This window comes from Paenibacillus canaveralius (assembly GCF_047238265.1).
In the GTDB taxonomy this organism is placed as follows: domain Bacteria; phylum Bacillota; class Bacilli; order Paenibacillales; family NBRC-103111; genus Paenibacillus_F.
Genome location: NZ_JBDFMM010000001.1, coordinates 5343876 through 5362916 on the forward strand (window position 1 = coordinate 5343876; position 19041 = coordinate 5362916).

Annotated in this window: 19 protein-coding genes and 1 pseudogene; all 20 read right to left on the reverse strand. The window is 48.5% G+C overall.

Annotation, left to right across the window (positions count from 1 at the left end):
• Positions 1-33: 33 nt before the first annotated feature.
• The 20 genes and pseudogenes from rplN to ABC395_RS24225 all read right to left on the reverse strand — a co-directional run bounded on the left by rplN (position 34) and on the right by ABC395_RS24225 (position 19020).
• Positions 34-402 (reverse strand): 50S ribosomal protein L14, encoded by a 369-nt coding sequence (gene rplN / locus ABC395_RS24130; protein ID WP_009676804.1) that lies wholly within the window; start codon positions 400-402, stop codon positions 34-36.
• Between the two features lie 32 nt (positions 403-434).
• A complete protein-coding gene (rpsQ, locus tag ABC395_RS24135; RefSeq protein WP_217562938.1) occupies positions 435-698 on the reverse strand; it encodes a 30S ribosomal protein S17 in 264 nt (87 codons plus the stop codon).
• 26 nt (positions 699-724) lie between these two features.
• Positions 725-922, reverse strand: coding sequence for a 50S ribosomal protein L29 (gene rpmC, locus ABC395_RS24140; RefSeq protein ID WP_009676819.1), 198 nt, complete (start codon positions 920-922; stop codon positions 725-727).
• The gene (rplP, locus tag ABC395_RS24145; RefSeq protein ID WP_009676823.1) at positions 912-1346 is read right to left on the reverse strand and encodes a 50S ribosomal protein L16; all 435 of its coding nucleotides are present in this window, start codon (positions 1344-1346) and stop codon (positions 912-914) included. Before rplP ends, rpmC begins: the two co-directional genes overlap by 11 nt.
• A 2-nt stretch (positions 1347-1348) precedes the next feature.
• Positions 1349-2011 carry a 30S ribosomal protein S3 gene (gene rpsC / locus ABC395_RS24150; RefSeq protein WP_009676810.1) on the reverse strand — a complete coding sequence of 221 codons (663 nt, stop codon included), beginning with the start codon at positions 2009-2011 and terminating at the stop codon, positions 1349-1351.
• Positions 2012-2024: 13 nt separating this feature from the next.
• Positions 2025-2357, reverse strand: coding sequence for a 50S ribosomal protein L22 (gene rplV / locus ABC395_RS24155; RefSeq protein WP_016423663.1), 333 nt, complete (start codon positions 2355-2357; stop codon positions 2025-2027).
• Positions 2358-2387: 30 nt separating this feature from the next.
• Positions 2388-2666, reverse strand: coding sequence for a 30S ribosomal protein S19 (rpsS, locus tag ABC395_RS24160; protein WP_009676795.1), 279 nt, complete (start codon positions 2664-2666; stop codon positions 2388-2390).
• 48 nt (positions 2667-2714) lie between these two features.
• Positions 2715-3545 (reverse strand): 50S ribosomal protein L2, encoded by an 831-nt coding sequence (rplB, locus tag ABC395_RS24165; RefSeq protein WP_413006315.1) that lies wholly within the window; start codon positions 3543-3545, stop codon positions 2715-2717.
• Between the two features lie 30 nt (positions 3546-3575).
• Positions 3576-3866, reverse strand: coding sequence for a 50S ribosomal protein L23 (gene rplW / locus ABC395_RS24170; RefSeq protein WP_009676809.1), 291 nt, complete (start codon positions 3864-3866; stop codon positions 3576-3578).
• Positions 3863-4489 (reverse strand): 50S ribosomal protein L4, encoded by a 627-nt coding sequence (gene rplD / locus ABC395_RS24175; protein WP_103998010.1) that lies wholly within the window; start codon positions 4487-4489, stop codon positions 3863-3865. The genes rplW and rplD overlap by 4 nt, the downstream gene beginning before the upstream one ends.
• Positions 4490-4505: 16 nt before the next feature.
• On the reverse strand, positions 4506-5129 hold the full coding sequence (gene rplC, locus ABC395_RS24180; RefSeq protein ID WP_103998011.1) for a 50S ribosomal protein L3: 624 nt from the start codon (positions 5127-5129) through the stop codon (positions 4506-4508).
• A gap of 45 nt (positions 5130-5174) precedes the next feature.
• Entirely contained in the window at positions 5175-5483 is a 309-nt protein-coding gene (gene rpsJ / locus ABC395_RS24185) for a 30S ribosomal protein S10 (protein WP_103998012.1), read from the reverse strand.
• A 433-nt stretch (positions 5484-5916) separates the two neighbouring features.
• Positions 5917-7108 (reverse strand): annotated as a pseudogene (gene tuf / locus ABC395_RS24190) (elongation factor Tu).
• Between the two features lie 45 nt (positions 7109-7153).
• A complete protein-coding gene (gene fusA, locus ABC395_RS24195; RefSeq protein ID WP_413006316.1) occupies positions 7154-9229 on the reverse strand; it encodes an elongation factor G in 2076 nt (691 codons plus the stop codon).
• A gap of 35 nt (positions 9230-9264) precedes the next feature.
• Positions 9265-9735: a 30S ribosomal protein S7 gene (rpsG, locus tag ABC395_RS24200; protein ID WP_016423665.1), complete on the reverse strand. Its 471-nt coding sequence runs from the start codon at positions 9733-9735 to the stop codon at positions 9265-9267.
• A gap of 42 nt (positions 9736-9777) precedes the next feature.
• Positions 9778-10197, reverse strand: coding sequence for a 30S ribosomal protein S12 (gene rpsL, locus ABC395_RS24205; protein ID WP_042235505.1), 420 nt, complete (start codon positions 10195-10197; stop codon positions 9778-9780).
• Between the two features lie 158 nt (positions 10198-10355).
• Positions 10356-10607 carry a ribosomal L7Ae/L30e/S12e/Gadd45 family protein gene (locus tag ABC395_RS24210; protein ID WP_413006317.1) on the reverse strand — a complete coding sequence of 84 codons (252 nt, stop codon included), beginning with the start codon at positions 10605-10607 and terminating at the stop codon, positions 10356-10358.
• A gap of 158 nt (positions 10608-10765) precedes the next feature.
• Positions 10766-14386, reverse strand: coding sequence for a DNA-directed RNA polymerase subunit beta' (gene rpoC, locus ABC395_RS24215; protein ID WP_413006318.1), 3621 nt, complete (start codon positions 14384-14386; stop codon positions 10766-10768).
• A gap of 78 nt (positions 14387-14464) precedes the next feature.
• Positions 14465-18001, reverse strand: coding sequence for a DNA-directed RNA polymerase subunit beta (gene rpoB, locus ABC395_RS24220; RefSeq protein ID WP_413006319.1), 3537 nt, complete (start codon positions 17999-18001; stop codon positions 14465-14467).
• A gap of 419 nt (positions 18002-18420) precedes the next feature.
• Entirely contained in the window at positions 18421-19020 is a 600-nt protein-coding gene (locus ABC395_RS24225; RefSeq protein WP_413006320.1) for a class I SAM-dependent methyltransferase, read from the reverse strand.
• Between the last annotated feature and the right edge of the window lie 21 nt (positions 19021-19041).

A 19041-nucleotide genomic window follows, 5' to 3' on the forward strand; every position in this document is an offset into this window, starting at 1 on the left:
AAGCCGCGCCGCAATTTAATTGAGCTGCCTGTGTTAGATAACCTCAGGAGCAAGAGAAACGATCTTCATGAAGTCTTTATCACGAAGTTCACGAGCAACTGGTCCGAAAATACGAGTTCCACGAGGGCTCTTATCATCTTTTACGATAACTGCCGCGTTCTCATCAAATGTGATGTAAGATCCGTCTTTACGACGAGCTCCGCTCTTCGTACGAACGATAACCGCTTTGACTACATCACCTTTTTTGACAACGCCCCCTGGTGTTGCTTCTTTCACAGAGCAGATGATCAAATCACCGATATTGCCTACACGACGACCAGTACCGCCAAGCACACGAATGCACATCAGCTGTTTCGCACCGGAGTTGTCCGCAACCTTCAAACGAGATAATGGTTGAATCATGTTAGTCCCTCCTTTCGGATTATACCTGTTGGTTAAACAATAACTGCTTTTTCAACGATCTCAACGAGACGGAAACGCTTGTCTTTAGACAATGGGCGAGTTTCCATGATTTTCACGGTGTCGCCAATTTGCGCTTCATTGTTCTCATCGTGAGCTTTAAACTTCTTCGTATATTTAATCCGCTTGTGGTACAAGTCGTGTTTTTTGTAAGTTTCCACGGCTACAACGATGGTTTTATCCATTTTGTCGCTGACCACTTTACCGATTTGGACTTTACGTTCGTTACGCTCTGCCATATACGAGCCCTCCCTTCTGAATTTGCTTAACCAATCCCGAGTTCTCTTTCACGCAAAACTGTTTTCGCACGGGCGATTTCTTTGCGCAGCTTCTGAATTTGAACCGGGTTATCCAGTTGTCCGGTAGCTAGTTGAAAACGGAGGTTAAAAAGTTCTTCCTTGAAACCGTTAATTCTTTGTTCAATCTCAGCAGTGGTTAAGTTGCGGAATTCACTAGCCTTCATGTGCTTCACCACCCACTTCTTCTTTCTTCACGAACTTACATTTAACGGGAAGCTTGTGCATAGCAAGACGCATAGCTTCGCGAGCAACTTCTTCGCTAACACCGGCAAGTTCGAACATAACTTTACCTGGTTTTACTACGCTAACCCATTTCTCAACGTTACCTTTACCGCTACCCATCCGAACTTCAAGAGGCTTTTGGGTAATTGGCTTCGAAGGGAAGATTTTGATCCACACTTTACCGCCACGCTTGATGTAACGAGTCATGGCAATACGTGCTGCTTCGATCTGACGGTTTGTGATCCACGCAGGCTCGAGAGCCTGGAGACCGTATTCGCCGAACACAACTTCAGTGCCGCCTTTAGCGCGACCTCTCATTTTACCGCGGTGTTCTTTACGGTGTTTTACACGTTTAGGTACTAACATGATTAGTTGCCTCCTTCCGATTGAGCCTTTTTCTTAGCTGTCGGAAGTACCTCTCCACGATAGATCCATACTTTCACGCCGATCCGTCCGTAGGTCGTGTGCGCTTCAGCTGTACCATAATCGATATCCGCACGAAGCGTGTGGAGTGGAACTGTTCCTTCGCTGTATCCTTCCGTACGGGCAATCTCCGCTCCGCCCAGACGACCGCTGGTCGAAACTTTAATTCCTTTAGCTCCCGCTCTTTGCGTTCTTTGCATCGCTTGTTTCATAGCACGACGGAAAGATACGCGGCGCTCAAGCTGTTGTGCAATGCTTTCTGCAACGAGGACAGCGTCAAGCTCAGGGTTTTTCACTTCTGCAATGTTGATGTGTACTTTTTTGCCTGTCATGTTGGCAATGTAGTTACGGATGTTTTCAACTTCCGCTCCACCTTTACCGATAACCATACCAGGTTTAGCTGTATGAATCGTAACGTTAACGCGATTAGCCGCGCGCTCGATATCGATATGGGACACTGCAGAATCTTTCAGCTTGTTCTTCAGATATTCACGAATTTTAACGTCTTCCATCAGCAGGTCGCCGAAATCTTTCTCAGCATACCATTTGGATTCCCAATCGCGAATAATACCAATTCTAAGACCCACCGGGCTTACTTTTTGACCCACACGTTATCCCTCCTTATTTCTCAGATACCACAACAGTGATGTGGCTGGTACGTTTATTGATACGGCTTGCACGACCCATCGCACGAGGGCGGAATCTTTTCATGATTGGACCGTGGTTCACATAAACTTCACTAATAACAAGTTTGTTAGGATCCATCGAATAGTTGTGCTCAGCGTTGGCAATTGCGGAGTTCAGAACTTTCTCCACGATCGGAGAAGCTGACTTTGGAGTATGACGAAGGATTGCAACCGCATCGCCTACTTGTTTGCCGCGAATCAAGTCAATTACCAGCTGCACTTTGCGAGGAGCGATCCGAACGAATTTAGCAGCAGCTTTAGCTTGCATAGTAGTACCTCCTCCCAGTAAAAATAACGATTAGCGCTTGCCTGTTTTCTTGTCGTCATCGTGACCTTTGTACGTACGAGTTGGTGCAAACTCACCGAGTTTGTGTCCGACCATATCTTCCGTTACGTATACAGGCACGTGTTTTCTTCCGTCATACACCGCGATTGTGTGGCCCACGAATTGCGGGAAAATCGTAGAACGACGAGACCAAGTTTTGATTACCGTTTTCTTGCTCGACTCATTCAGTTCTTCGACCTTTTTCATCAGGTGTCCGTCGATAAAAGGACCTTTTTTCAAGCTGCGACCCATTGAAGCCCCTCCCTTCTCTGAACCATAAAGTATTCAGATGTGTATAAATTACTTCGTGCGACGACGTACAATGTACTTGTCAGAAGCTTTGCCTTTTTTACGAGTTTTATAACCGAGTGTCGGTTTGCCCCATGGGGACAACGGAGACTTACGTCCGATTGGAGCGCGGCCTTCACCACCACCGTGCGGGTGATCGTTCGGGTTCATTACTACCCCGCGGACTTCTGGTCTCTTACCGAGCCAACGATTACGTCCTGCTTTACCGATTTTCACGAGTTCGTGATCTTCGTTACCTACAGAACCGATAGTCGCGCGGCAGCCTTTAAGCACTTTGCGAACTTCGCCCGAGGAAAGACGGATAGTCACGTACACATCTTCTTTACCGAGCAGTTGAGCTTCCGTACCGGCAGCACGAACCAATTGTCCGCCTTTGCCTGGCTTCAACTCAATGTTGTGGATAACTGTACCGACCGGAATGTTTTCCAGAGCCAGCGCGTTACCTACTTTAATGTCAGAACCCAATCCGGATTGGATTTGGTCGCCGACTTTCAGACCCTTAGGAGCGATGATGTATCTCTTCTCACCGTCTGCATAGTGGATCAGAGCAATGTTAGCGGAACGGTTTGGATCGTATTCGATCGTAGCAACGCGACCCGGAATGCCGTCCTTATTGCGTTTGAAGTCGATGATGCGGTATTTACGCTTATGTCCGCCACCGTGGTGACGAGTAGTGATTTTACCTTGGTTGTTACGACCAGCTTGTTTGCTCAGAGGAGCAAGCAGGGATTTCTCCGGTACGGATGTCGTGATTTCTTCGAAAGAAGATACCGACATGGCACGTCTTGCTGGAGAGGTCGGTTTATACTTTTTAATTGGCACCTGTGTTACCTCCTTACTTTAGAGATATTGTTATACCGTTTCAAAGAACTCCAGCTCTTTGCTGTCAGCGCTGAGTGTCACGATGGCTTTCTTCCATTCGGAAGTGTAACCGGAGTGACGTCCTTGACGCTTCGGTTTAGCCGGCATTCTGAGTGTGTTTACGCTCGATACTTTAACTTTGAAAATTTGTTCGATCGCTTGCTTGATTTCCGTTTTGTTAGCACGGATTTCAACTTCGAACACATATTTCTTATCAGCCATCATTTCTGTAGAACGTTCCGTGATGACCGGGCGCTTGATAATATCGCGTGGGTTCTTCATTGCGCAAGCACCTCCTCTACCTTCTGAACCGCATCCTTCGTAATGATCAATTTGTCATGAACCATTACGTCGAGTACGTTGATTCCATCAGCAACGACGAATTTAACTCCAGGGATATTACGAGCGGAGAGAGCAACACTATCTTCGTAAGAAGCAGCAACCACGAGAGCTTTACGCTCTACATTGAGGTTTTTCAAAATAGCTACGAATTCTTTCGTTTTCGGAGCGTTCATTTGAAGCTGGTCCAGAACGATAATGTCGTTATCGATTACCTTCGAGGACAGGGCCGACTTGATTGCAAGACGACGAACCTTCTTAGGCAGTTTGTAACCATAGCTGCGAGGAGTCGGTCCGAATACGACACCGCCACCCTTCCATTGTGGAGCACGGATACTACCTTGACGAGCACGGCCAGTACCTTTTTGCTTCCACGGCTTACGTCCGCCGCCGCGTACTTCAGAACGTCCTTTAACCTTGTGGGTTCCTTGACGAACGGATGCTTGCTGGAGCAAAACAGCTTCATGCAGAGCGTGTACGTGAGGTTCGATACCGAACACTGCATCAGACAGTTCTACTTCACCGACTTGCGAGCCGGATACATTATAAAGAGCTACTTTTGGCATCAGTCTTCCTCCTTTCTTACTTTTTCACCGCGGATTTCACGCTTACGTAGCTGTTTCTAGGACCAGGAATGGAGCCTTTAACAAGAATTACGTTGCGTTCCGCATCAACTTTAATAACTTGCAGGTTTTGCAGGGTTACGGTTTCGCTACCCATATGTCCTGGCAATTTCTTGCCTTTCATTACACGGTTAGCTGCGATGGAACCCATCGAACCCGGTCCACGATGATATCGGGAGCCGTGAGACATTGGTCCAGTATGCTGATTGTGTCTTTTGATAACGCCTTGGAATCCTTTACCTTTGGAAGTTCCGGACACGTCAACAAATTCACCCTCGCTGAAAAGATCAGCATTCAGCTCTTGACCAACTTCGTACTCACCCAGTGCCACTCCACGAAATTCTTTAACGTAGCGCTTAGGAGCAGTGTTCGCCTTCTTGGCATGACCAATTTCAGGCTTAGTTGCATTTTTTTCTTTCTTGTCCGCGAAACCGATTTGGATCGATTCGTAACCGTCGTTATCCACATCTTTCTTCTGCAGAACCACACAAGGTCCAGCTTGGATAACAGTGACAGGTACTACGTTCCCTTCCGGTGTAAACACTTGAGTCATTCCAAGTTTTTTACCTAAGATACCTTTCATCGTTGACACCTCTTTTCCTTTTCGTTTCTTCTATATATAGAAGCTTTACAGTTTAATTTCAATGTCTACGCCGGACGGTAAGTCCAGTCTCATCAAAGCGTCCACAGTTTGTGGTGTAGGATTCACGATATCGATCAGACGCTTGTGTGTACGCTGCTCGAATTGCTCACGAGAATCTTTGTATTTGTGTACCGCACGAAGAATCGTGATAACTTGCTTCTCAGTTGGAAGCGGAATCGGACCGGAAACACTTGCTCCGGAACGCTTGGCAGTTTCAACGATTTTCTCAGCCGATTGATCGATCACTCTGTGATCATAAGCTTTCAAACGGATACGAATTTTTTGCTTTGCCATATAAGTCCCTCCTTCTATCGCCCAATTTAGTATCGGACATACTCCGTGAAAATCTCCTGACAACCACTCCCATGGCAAAGGGGCCGGGTGTGCCAGCAACCTCTCACATCATCGCAACGTCACAGACCAACGCTCACTATTATATCGAATACCAAAGATAAATGCAACATTTTTATACGACAAATATCTAGAAACAAAAAGGTTTCCGAAAATGTCGCTTTCATGTGCATAATCGTTCGATTTTCTTTATGAATCGTGTGCTTGTTGACGTCTTTGCCGCCTCAGCATGTGTATGACCGAACTTCATTGACCGATTAATCACTTTCATATAAAAAGGCCCCGCCACCAAGGGCAGGGCCTTCGTCTTACTTCGTTACAGTACAGGGGTCTCGTTACAGTACGTGTTTCATATGAAGATCGTCGTTAGACGAAATTATTTGCTGATTGTTGCTACTGCGCCGGCGCCAACAGTACGGCCGCCTTCACGAATCGCGAACTTAGTACCTTGCTCGATAGCGATTGGGTTGATCAGTTCTACCGTTACGGTGATGTTATCACCAGGCATAACCATTTCAGTACCTTCTGGCAGGGTGATGATACCCGTTACGTCAGTTGTACGGAAGTAGAACTGAGGACGGTAACCTGTGAAGAAAGGCTTATGACGGCCACCCTCTTCTTTAGTCAGAACGTAGATTTGTGCAGAAAAGTTAGTGTGCGGGTTAACGGAACCCGGCTTCGAAAGAACTTGTCCGCGCTCGATGTCTTTACGGTCTACACCACGAAGCAGTGCGCCGATGTTGTCACCAGCTTGAGCGGAATCAAGAAGCTTACGGAACATTTCTACGCCTGTAACTACGCATTTGCGAGTTTCTTCAGCGATACCGACGATTTCAACTTCGTCTTGTACTTTAACAGTACCACGCTCTACACGGCCTGTAGCAACTGTACCACGACCTGTGATGGAGAATACGTCCTCGACAGGCATAAGGAAAGGCTTGTCAGTTTCGCGTTCTGGAGTTGGGATGTAAGTATCAACTTGCTCGAAGAGCTCGATGATTTTGTCAGCCCATTCGCCGTCTGGGTTTTGCAGAGCTTCACGAGCGGAACCACGAATGATCGGAGTGTCGTCGCCTGGGAACTCATACTCGGAAAGAAGATCACGGATCTCCATTTCAACCAGTTCAAGAAGCTCTTCGTCTTCAACCATGTCGCATTTGTTCATGAATACGACGATGTAAGGAACGCCTACTTGACGGGAAAGAAGGATGTGTTCGCGAGTTTGCGGCATAGGGCCGTCAGACTGCGGATACAACCAGGATCGCTCCGTCCATTTGAGCCGCGCCAGTGATCATGTTTTTAACATAGTCGGCGTGACCTGGGCAGTCAACGTGAGCGTAGTGACGGTTAGGAGTCTCGTACTCTACGTGTGCTGTGGAGATAGTGATACCACGCTCGCGCTCTTCTGGTGCTTTATCGATTTGGTCGAAAGCTACTGCAGATCCACCATATCTTTTGGACAGTACGTTAGTGATCGCAGCTGTCAGAGTTGTTTTACCGTGGTCGACGTGACCAATAGTACCGATATTAACGTGCGGTTTATTACGTTCGAATTTAGCCTTTGCCATGTTAAACAATTCCTCCTCGGGATAAAGTTTAAGCTTAATTTTATATTAAGCGCCTTTGTTCTTTGCAATGATTTCTTCTGCAATAGTTCTAGGCACTTCTTCATAATGCGAGATTTCCATGGAGTAAACACCGCGACCTTGCGTTCTGGAACGAAGTGTCGTGGAGTAACCGAACATTTCGGAGAGAGGCACCTTAGCACGGATGATTTGCGCACCCGAACGGTTATCCATACCCTCAATGCGTCCGCGGCGGGAGTTCAGGTCGCCCATTACGTCGCCCATGTACTCTTCCGGAACCGTTACTTCTACTTTCATGATCGGCTCAAGCAGGGCCGGGTTACATTTGTCCTTAGCTGCTTTAAGAGCCATGGAACCAGCGATTTTAAACGCCATTTCGTTGGAGTCAACATCATGGTAAGAACCGTCAACGACAGTTGCTTTGATGTCCACGACAGGGAAACCGGCGATTACACCGTTCTTCATGGATTCTTCGATACCAGCTTGGATCGGAGCGATGTATTCTCTTGGAATAGCACCACCGACGATTTTGCTTTCGAATACGAAGCCGCTACCCGGTTCCAGCGGTTCGAACTCAACCCAACAATGTCCGTATTGACCACGGCCACCGGATTGACGAACGAATTTACCTTCAACCTTGGCACCAGACTTGAACGTTTCGCGGTAAGCAACCTGCGGTTTACCTACGTTGGTGTCCACTTTGAATTCGCGACGCATACGGTCAACGATGATTTCCAAGTGAAGCTCACCCATACCCGCGAGAATCGTTTGACCGGTTTCCTCGTTGGTGCTGGCGCGCAATGTAGGATCTTCCTCGGTAAGCTTGGAAAGCGCAACGCCCATTTTGTCTTGGTCGGCTTTCGTTTTAGGCTCAACTGCGATTTCGATAACCGGTTCAGGGAAGTTCATGGACTCCAAGATAACCGCATTTTTCTCATCACAGAGGGTGTCGCCTGTACCGGTATCTTTCAAACCTACGGCTGCCGCGATATCCCCTGCATAAACTTCGGAGATTTCTTGACGGCTGTTCGCATGCATTTGAAGAATACGGCCAACGCGCTCACGCTTGCCTTTGGTAGCATTCAGAACATAGGAGCCGGACTGCAGTACGCCGGAGTACACACGGAAGAACGTGAGTTTACCAACGTAAGGGTCGGTCATGATTTTGAATGCAAGCGCAGCAAAAGGTTCCGTATCGGAGGATTTGCGGATCGTCTCCGTTCCGTCTTCAAGAACACCTTGAATATCAGGAACGTCGATTGGAGCCGGCAAATAGTCGATTACGGCGTCCAGCATAGGCTGAACCCCTTTGTTACGGTAAGAAGAACCACAGATAACCGGGAAGATTTGAACGGATACTACGCCTTTGCGGAGAGCCGCTTTCAGCTCGGCAACCGTAATTTCTTCACCTTCCAGGTATTTCATTGTAAGTTCTTCGTCCAGCTCGGCAACTTTCTCGACAAGCTCCATACGAAGTTCAGCGACTTTGTCTTTGTACTCCGCAGGAATCTCGATATCTTCTACTTCTTTACCAAGGTCATCCTTGTAAAGAATAGCTTTCTCTTCGATGATGTCGATGATGCCAACGAAGTCATTCTCAGCGCCGATCGGAAGCTGAATAGCTACCGCATTGGCACCCAACTTGTCACGCATCGAATCAACTACTCCCAAGAAGTCAGCGCCGATGATATCCATTTTGTTCACGTAAGCAATACGAGGAACGCTGTACTTGTCAGCCTGTCTCCAAACGGTTTCAGACTGAGGCTCTACGCCTTCCTTGGCACTGAATACGCCAACAGCTCCATCCAATACACGCAGGGAACGTTCAACTTCTACTGTGAAGTCAACGTGTCCCGGGGTATCAATGATATTAATGCGGTGATTCTTCCATGCAGCAGTGGTAGCGGCGGAAGTAATCGTAATTCCGCGCTCCTGTTCCTGCTCCATCCAGTCCATCGTAGCTGCACCTTCGTGCACCTCGCCGATTTTGTGGGTACGGCCTGTGTAATACAGGATCCGTTCGGTTGTCGTCGTTTTACCCGCATCAATATGCGCCATGATCCCGATATTACGCGTATCTTTTAAGGAGAACTCTCTTGCCATGGTTTTGTCTCCTTCCTAATTCGAGGATCTGAATCCTACCAACGGTAGTGAGCAAACGCTTTGTTCGCTTCTGCCATTTTGTGTACATCTTCACGTTTCTTAACGGAAGAACCGGTGTTGTTGCTAGCGTCGATGATTTCGAAAGCCAGTCTCTCTTCCATGGTTTTCTCACCACGAAGACGAGAGTAGTTTACGAGCCAACGCAGACCAAGAGTCGTACGACGCTCAGGTTTAACTTCGATCGGAACTTGGTAGTTAGCACCGCCGACACGGCGAGATTTAACTTCCAGCACCGGCATGATGTTCTTGATGGCTTGTTCGAAAACTTCCATCGGCTCCTTACCGGTACGCTCTTGCACGAGTTCAAATGCGTTGTATAGAATCGATTGTGCTACCCCTCTTTTACCGTCGATCATGATGCGGTTAATCAAGCGAGTAACCAATTTGCTGTTGTAAATCGGATCTGGCAATACGTCTCTGCGTGTTACTGGACCTTTACGAGGCATAGTGATCCCCCTTTCCCCAAAAAATAAATGCTTGAAAAATTATTACTTCTTAACTTTAGGACGCTTCGTACCGTATTTGGAACGAGCTTGCATACGGTTGTTAACACCGGACGTATCCAGTGCACCGCGAACGATGTGGTAACGTACCCCCGGAAGGTCTTTAACCCTTCCGCCGCGAATCAGAACAACACTGTGTTCTTGCAGGTTGTGTCCGATACCCGGAATGTATGCAGTAACCTCTACACGGTTCGTCAAACGCACACGTGCGTATTTACGAAGTGCGGAGTTCGGTTTTTTCGGAGTCATTGTACCTACACGAGTACAAACACCACGTTTTTGTGGAGCGCTGATTTCCGTGGACTCTCTTTTCAGGGCGTTGAAACCTCTTTGGAGAGCTGGGGATTTCGATTTAACGACTTTAGCTTGACGTCCTTTACGAACTAGCTGGTTAATTGTTGGCATGCCGCCACCTCCTCTCTAGCATTTGTTACTTCCTTTATTGCAAGCCCACAGATCCAGGCGAGTCGTAAAAAAGCAAAGGAAAGTTTTTGTTTTTAGACTCAGCAAAAATAAGCTGGTTATTCTCACATGAAATCTAGAAACAAAAACACTCGGCCTTACTATTTATCGACGATCGCAGCCACAGCGGCTCCCACTTCGATTCCACATGCTTTTCCAAGCAGCTTCATAGAATCTACGTAAGTAATCTCTATTCCTGATTTGGTACAGAGATTAACAATCTTAGTAGTCAATCGCGGATCTGCATCTTTGGCAACAATAACTTCTAATGCCTGACCAAGCTCGACGCTTTTCGTTGCTTGCTTTGTGCCGACACTTAATTTCGACGCCTGTTTTACTTTGTCATATGTCATAATCCCATATCCCCCAAAGAACAGGAAAGAATATTAATTTAGGCACACTACGATATCTTAGCATCTCGGCAGGGTAGTGTCAAGAATATTACCCGTCTCCTTTGATATTTTTTACACACTCTCGGGAGACGGGCCTTTTATTGCCGAATCAGTTCCGTTTATTCAACGGATACCGCTTCTTTTTCTGCATTTTCTTCTTCAGCCGGCTCCTGGTTCGGATCTACGACCCGGATGTTCCGGTAACGGGTCATACCCGTACCTGCAGGAATCAGCTTACCGATGATAACATTCTCTTTGAGACCGAGCAGCTGATCGACTTTGCCTTTGATTGCGGCATCCGTCAATACGCGTGTCGTCTCTTGGAAAGACGCTGCGGAGAGGAAGGAGTCCGTCTCCAGCGATGCTTTCGTAATCCCGAGAAGAATCGGTTTGGCAACGGCAGGTTCTTTATCCGCAAACAAAGCTACTTTGTTCGCTTCTTCGTATTCGTGCATATCTACGAAGGAACCTGGCAGAAGCGTAGTGTCACCCGCATCAACGATACGGATTTTGCGAAGCATTTGACGAATCATAACTTCGACGTGCTTATCGTTAATTTCTACACCCTGGTTCCGGTAAACGCGTTGAACCTCTTGAAGGATGTAGTTTTGAACGCCACGGATACCTTTGATACGGAGCATTTCCTTCGGATCGATCGAACCTTCGGTAAGCTCATCCCCGGCTTCGATCGTCTGACCGACAATCGCTCTTACACGGGAACCGTACGGCACCGCATATACACGGGATTCGGCTTCGCCCTGAACTTCAATTTCACGGCGATCCTTGGCTTCGCGGATCTCTTTAACAAGTCCGTCGATTTCGGAGATAATCGCTTGACCTTTCGGATTCCGGGCTTCGAAAAGCTCTTGAATACGCGGAAGACCTTGCGTGATATCGTCTCCGGCAACGCCCCCGGTATGGAACGTACGCATGGTAAGCTGGGTTCCGGGCTCACCGATGGATTGAGCCGCGATAATACCGACAGCTTCCCCGATTTCAACGTGCTGGCCCGTCGCCAGGTTACGTCCGTAACACTTCTTGCAGACCCCGTGACGGGAGCGGCAGCTAAGCACGGAACGAATTTGAAGACGTTCGATATTCGCATCGATGATCGCGTTCGCAATGTTCGCTTCGATTAGCTCATTGCGGTTAACGATAACTTCGCCCGTTTCCGGATGACGAATCGTTTCGAACGCGTAGCGGCCTTCAATACGGTCAAACAGGTCTTCAATAACTTCTTTGCCGTCCTGAATTTTGCTGACGATGAAACCTTTGTCCGTTCCGCAATCGTCTTCACGGACGATAACGTCCTGGGCTACGTCAACGAGACGACGAGTCAGGTAACCCGAATCCGCTGTACGAAGGGCCGTATCGGCAAGACCTTTACGGGCACCGTGCGTGGAAATAAAGTATTCCAAGACGGTAAGACCTTCACGGAAGTTCGATTTAATCGGCAACTCGATAATTTTACCGGACGGGTTGGCCATCAGACCACGCATACCGCCCAGCTGAGTGATTTGCGATTTGTTACCCCGCGCTTTGGATTCCACCATCATGTTGATGGAGTTGTATTTGTCGAGGGATCTCATCAGGATATCCGTGATTTCATCCTTCGTTTTACTCCAGATCGCGATAACACGGTCATAACGCTCGTCATCGGTAATAAGACCGCGACGGTATTGGTTCGTTACTGTGCGTACCTTTTCTTCGGAATCTTCGAGGATCTTCTTCTTCTCGTTAGGTACCACAACATCGGCCACGGCAACCGTGATACCGGCTTTAGTGGAGTATGTGAAGCCGAGTTCTTTGATCTTGTCGAGAATGACCGAAGTTTTGGTCGTATGGTAATTACGGAAGCACTCGGCAATAATCGAACCGAGGTAGTCTTTACCGACCGCTTTCGCTTCGGGAAGCTCTTCCATTCTTGCACGGATGTTGGAGCCTTTTTCAAACACGAAATAGTCATCGGAAGGACCGTTAAGCAGATTCGCTTTAGTCGCATCATTGATGTACGGGAAATCATCAGGGAAAATCTCGTTGAAGATGATTTTACCGATAGTCGTAATCAGATAAGCGTTTTGCTGAGCTTCCGTAAAGTTCTTCTTGTTCAAAACCTTCGCAGGGATCGCTACGCGGGCATGCAGCTCGGCAGTGCCGTTCTGATAAGCGGAAACGGCTTCGTTCACGGAACGGAAGATCAGGTTCGCACCGCGGCCATGCTTGTTGTCCGTAGTCAGATAGAAGCTTCCCAGAACCATATCCTGCGATGGAGTGACGACCGGCTTGCCGTCTTTCGGGTTAAGAATGTTGCCTGCCGCAAGCATGAGAAGCCGTGCTTCAGCCTGCGCTTCAGCGGAAAGCGGCACGTGAACGGCCATTTGGTCACCGTCGAAGTCGGCGTTATAGGCCGTACATACGAGCGGATGCAGCTTGATGGCGCGGCCTTCGACCAGAATCGGTTCGAACGCCTGGATACCCAATCTATGCAGTGTGGGGGCACGGTTCAGAAGAACCGGGTGCTCCTTAATCACTTCTTCAAGAACATCCCAAACTTCCGGGCTGACACGTTCTACTTTGCGCTTCGCACTCTTAATGTTATGCGCAAGGCCTTTGTTCACCAGTTCTTTCATAACGAACGGTTTGAACAGTTCCAATGCCATCTCTTTAGGCAGACCGCATTGGTACATTTTGAGGCTAGGACCTACAACGATAACGGAACGGCCGGAGTAGTCAACACGTTTACCGAGCAAGTTCTGACGGAAACGGCCCTGCTTACCTTTCAGCATGTGGCTGAGAGATTTAAGCGGACGGTTACCCGGACCCGTTACAGGACGGCCGCGGCGGCCGTTATCGATCAGGGCGTCAACCGCTTCCTGAAGCATACGCTTCTCGTTCTGAACGATAATATCCGGTGCGCCCAGGTCAAGCAGACGCTTCAGACGGTTGTTACGGTTAATAACGCGGCGATACAGGTCGTTAAGGTCGGAAGTCGCAAAACGTCCGCCGTCGAGCTGAACCATCGGGCGAAGTTCCGGAGGAATAACCGGCAGCACATCAAGAACCATCCAGTCAGGACGGTTTTTCGAATTACGGAACGCTTCCATTACTTCCAGGCGTTTAATCGCCCGGTTACGGCGTTGGCCTTGTGCTGTTTTGAGTTCTTCTTTCAAGGATTCCACGTCTTTATCGATGTCGATATCCTGAAGAAGCTTCTTAACGGCTTCGGCACCCATACCCGCTTGGAAAGCATAGCCGTATTTCTCACGGTAGCTCCGGTATTCTTTCTCGGAAAGAAGCTGCTTCTTCTCAAGAGGCGTATCTCCCGGGTCCGTTACTACATAGGATGCAAAGTAGATAATCTCTTCAAGGGAACGAGGAGACATATCCAACGCAAGACCCATGCGGCTGGGAATACCTTTGAAATACCAGATGTGGGATACGGGAGCGGCAAGCTCGATGTGTCCCATACGCTCGCGGCGAACCTTCTGACGTGTAACTTCAACGCCGCAGCGGTCACAAACGACACCTTTGTAACGCACACGCTTGTATTTACCGCAGTGACACTCCCAGTCTTTCGTCGGTCCGAAAATCTTCTCGCAGAACAAACCTTCTTTCTCCGGTTTCAATGTTCTGTAGTTGATGGTTTCCGGTTTTTTAACTTCCCCACGGGACCACGAACGGATCTTCTCAGGTGAGGCCAATCCAATTTTCATAAATTCGAAGTTGTTTACGTCCAACAAGGAGCAACCCTCCTTAGAATGTGCTAGTTATGGGAAGGAGGCGGACTGCTATGTCCGCCTTTCCTCTATCAGTTGCAGCTATTCGACTCCAATTTCTGCCCCTTCAAGGTTCAGATTAAGCTTGTCACTGGTCGTATCTTCCTCATCATCGAGTTCTTTCATCTCGATCTCCTCTTCGTCGCCGGACAGGATTTTAACGTCCATACCCAAGCTTTGAAGCTCTTTGATCAATACTTTAAACGATTCCGGAACTCCCGGCTCCGGAACGTTCTCGCCCTTGACGATGGATTCGTACGTTTTAACGCGTCCGACCACGTCATCCGACTTCACGGTCAGGATTTCCTGAAGCGTGTAAGCCGCACCGTAGGCCTCAAGGGCCCACACTTCCATCTCCCCGAAACGCTGTCCGCCGAACTGGGCTTTACCACCCAGAGGCTGTTGTGTAACGAGAGAGTAAGGACCCGTGGAACGGGCGTGGATTTTATCATCAACCATGTGCGCCAGTTTGATCATATACATGACGCCAACGGTTACTTCGCGTTCAAAAGCATCGCCTGTGCGGCCGTCATAGAGCTTGGTTTTACCGTTGCGCTGCATGCCGGCTTCTTCCATCGTGTCAAACACGTCGTACTCGCGCGCTCCGTCGAATACCGGGGTAGCCACGTGGATACCAAGCGCTCTGGAGGCCATACCCAGATGGACTTCCAGTACTTGACCGATGTTCATACGGGAAGGTACGCCCAGCGGGTTAAGAACGACTTCTACAGGCGTTCCGTCCGGCATGAACGGCATATCTTCCTCAGGAAGGATACGCGCGATAACCCCTTTGTTACCGTGACGTCCGGCCATTTTATCGCCCTCGGAGATTTTACGCTTCTGGGCAATGTAGACGCGAACGAGCTGGTTAACGCCCGGAGGCAGTTCGTCGCCGTTCTCACGCGTAAATACTTTCACGTCTACGACGATACCGTCGGTTCCGTGAGGAACGCGCAGGGAGGTATCCCTTACTTCACGCGCCTTCTCACCGAAAATCGCGTGCAGGAGACGCTCTTCGGCCGTCAGTTCCGTTACGCCTTTCGGCGTTACTTTACCGACCAGAATGTCGCCAGCGCCGATTTCGGCACCGACACGGATAATTCCGCGCTCGTCGAGGTTCTTCAGAGCATCTTCGCCGACATTCGGAATGTCGCGAGTGATCTCTTCCGGACCGAGTTTCGTATCCCGGGCTTCGGACTCGTATTCTTCGATGTGAATGGATGTGTACACATCTTCTTTTACAAGTCTTTCGCTCAGAAGGATCGCATCCTCGTAGTTATAACCTTCCCATGTCATGAAGGCAACGACTACGTTACGTCCAAGAGCCAATTCCCCTTGTTCCGTGGAAGGACCGTCGGCAAGAATGTCGCCCGCTTTAACAAGCTGGCCCTTTTGAACGATCGGACGCTGGTTGATACACGTACCTTGGTTGGAACGCATAAACTTGTGAAGCTTATGTTTGATGAGATTGCCGTTAACCATTTTTCCGTCCACCAGTTCCTGGCGGCGCAGCCAAATTTCATTGCCGGCAACTTTTTCAATAATTCCGTCATGTTTGGCAACAATACAGACACCGGAGTCTTTAGCGGACTTATGCTCCATTCCCGTACCGACAAGAGGCGCTTTAGGAATAAGAAGCGGAACGGCTTGACGCTGCATGTTCGATCCCATGAGGGCACGGTTGGAGTCATCGTTTTCCAGGAACGGAATCAGCGCTGTCGCAACCGATACGACCTGCTTAGGCGATACGTCCATGTAGTCGACGCGCTCTTTAGGCAGAGTCAAGATATCATCTTTATAACGGACAATGACACTGTCGTTAACGAATGTTCCTTCTTCCGTAAGCTCGGCATTCGCTTGAGCAACGACGTAGTTATCCTCTTCATCCGCTGTCATATACACGATTTCTTCCGTAACCACACCGGTCTTCGGATCTACATGGCGGTATGGCGCCTCGATAAAGCCGTACTCATTAATCCGCGCGAAGGTGGACAAGGAGTTGATCAACCCGATGTTCGGACCCTCCGGCGTTTCAATCGGACACATCCGGCCATAGTGGGAGTGATGGACGTCACGAACTTCAAAGCCCGCGCGTTCACGCGTCAAACCACCCGGACCGAGAGCGGACAGACGGCGCTTATGCGTCAGTTCTGCCAGCGGATTCGTCTGATCCATGAACTGCGAAAGTTGGGAGCTTCCGAAGAACTCCTTGATGGCCGCAATAACGGGACGTATGTTGATCAGAGCCTGCGGTGTAATAACATTCGCATCCTGAATGGACATACGCTCGCGAACGACACGCTCCATACGGGACAAACCGATACGGAACTGGTTCTGGAGCAGCTCGCCTACGGAACGGAGACGACGATTTCCGAGATGATCGATATCATCCGTGTTTCCGATTCCATGCAGAAGGTTTATAAAGTAGTTAATGGACGAAATGATATCGGCCGGTGTAATATTCTTAACGGACTTGTCAATGACAGCGTTAGAAATGACTTTGACTACTTTACCGTCTTCAATAGGGGAGTATACATCAATCGTTTGAACCGGAATGATTTCCTCTCCGGCAACTCCGTTAGGCACGGAATAATCTTTGAATCCGATCTTCTTCTCCAGGAACGGAAGAACCTCATCAAGCAGACGACGGTCAAGCAATTGACCCGCCTCGGCTACGATTTCTCCCGTTTCAGGATCCACAAGAGTTTCGGCAAGTCGCTGGTTGAACAAGCGGTTCTTGATATGAAGCTTCTTGTTGATTTTGTACCGGCCCACATTGGCGAGATCATACCGCTTCGGATCGAAGAAACGCGCTACGAGCAGGCTTCTTGCGTTATCCAGAGTCGGCGGCTCACCCGGACGAAGACGCTCGTAAATCTCAATCAGCGCTTTATCCGTTGAATCGGTGTTGTCTTTGTCGAGCGTATTGCGTATATATTCATTATCGCCAAGAAGATCAAGAATCTCGGCATCGGTTCCGAATCCAAGTGCACGCAGAAGAACGGTAACCGGAATTTTACGTGTGCGGTCGATTCTCACATAAATGATATCTTTCGCATCCGTCTCTAATTCCAGCCAAGCTCCGCGGTTAGGAATAACCGTAGCTGTGTAAGTCTTTTTACCGTTCTTATCCACTTTAGTGCTATAATAGACGCTAGGAGAACGAACGAGCTGGGAGACAATTACACGTTCAGCACCGTTAATAATAAAGGTTCCGGTCTCGGTCATGATCGGGAAATCGCCCATGAACACTTCCTGTTCCTTTACTTCTCCGGTTTCCTTATTGATCAGACGTACCTTCACCCGAAGCGGTGCAGCGTAGGTTACGTCACGCTCTTTGGATTCGTCCACGGAATACTTAGGCTCTCCTAAGCTGTAGTCAATAAACTCAAGCACTAGATTCCCCGTAAAATCCTGAATCGGTGAGATATCTAAAAACATCTCCCGCAATCCTTCATCCAAAAACCATTCGTATGATTTTTGCTGAATTTCAATCAGGTTGGGGATGTCCAGCACCTCATTAATTCGAGCATAAGTCCTGCGTTTGCGTCGTCCAAATTGAACAAGATGTCCCGCCAACTTCATTCACCCCTTAAGTCTACTCAGTTCATAAAAATAAATAAGAAAAACTTCTATCGACGTACACTTCATGCGGCGCCGTCTTGTATGTTGGCACCCCCTTAAGGAAGGGCGTCTAAGCCGGGCGCACGCTAAGGTTGGACATCTCCGATCTTGTCAGAGAGCCCGTCCGAAGAAGCGACTGCAATGGATGGAGGTTTTTCTTGTTGATCCGCATCGTTATGACTAGTACTACTATTTTGTTAGAATTTCCTAAAATTTCAACATTATACTCAACGTTTGAAATTTTATTCATTTCTCTCCAAAAAAAATGCTTGACATTTTCTTAAACGAAAGACATCAAGCCCATCTTAATACTGACATTTTTTAATGATACCATATCAAGATTGTCAAGTCAAACTTTTTTCTCAAACGCTTGACTATTTCTTAAAAGCACGTATTATACGATAGCCTTTGTCTTTGGTGACTTCATCGGCCTCTCCGAAAAGCTCTTCCATCTTGGCGAAGGCCGACGGCGATCCTTGTTTTTTCTGAATAACCACCCATAATGCGCCTCCGGCATTCAGACACTCGTAAGCCTGCTCAAATATGGCATGCACCGTCTGTTTACCTGCCCGTATCGGCGGGTTCGTCAGAACGACATCGAACTTTTCCGTTTTTACAGCCTCCAGCTTATCGCTTTGATGCACGGAAATATTCCGGATTCCATTACGTTCCGCGTTTTGCGCCGAAAGCTCGATAGCCCGTTCGTTGATATCTACCATCGTTACATGACCGGACGGGCACTTAAAAGCCGCACTCAAACCGATCGGTCCATAACCGCAGCCCACATCCAGAATACGCGCCTTAGCCGGAAGCACCATGGTTTCGATTAGCAGACGGCTGCCGAAATCGACCTCGCTCTTGGAAAAGACACCGGCGTCCGTCATCAATCTGAGCTTGCGATCCCCCACTCCAAACTCTATTTCCCGCACATTGTGTTTCACTGTCGGTTTTTGCGTATAGTAGTGATCCGTCAACGCCGATCGCTCCTTTGTATT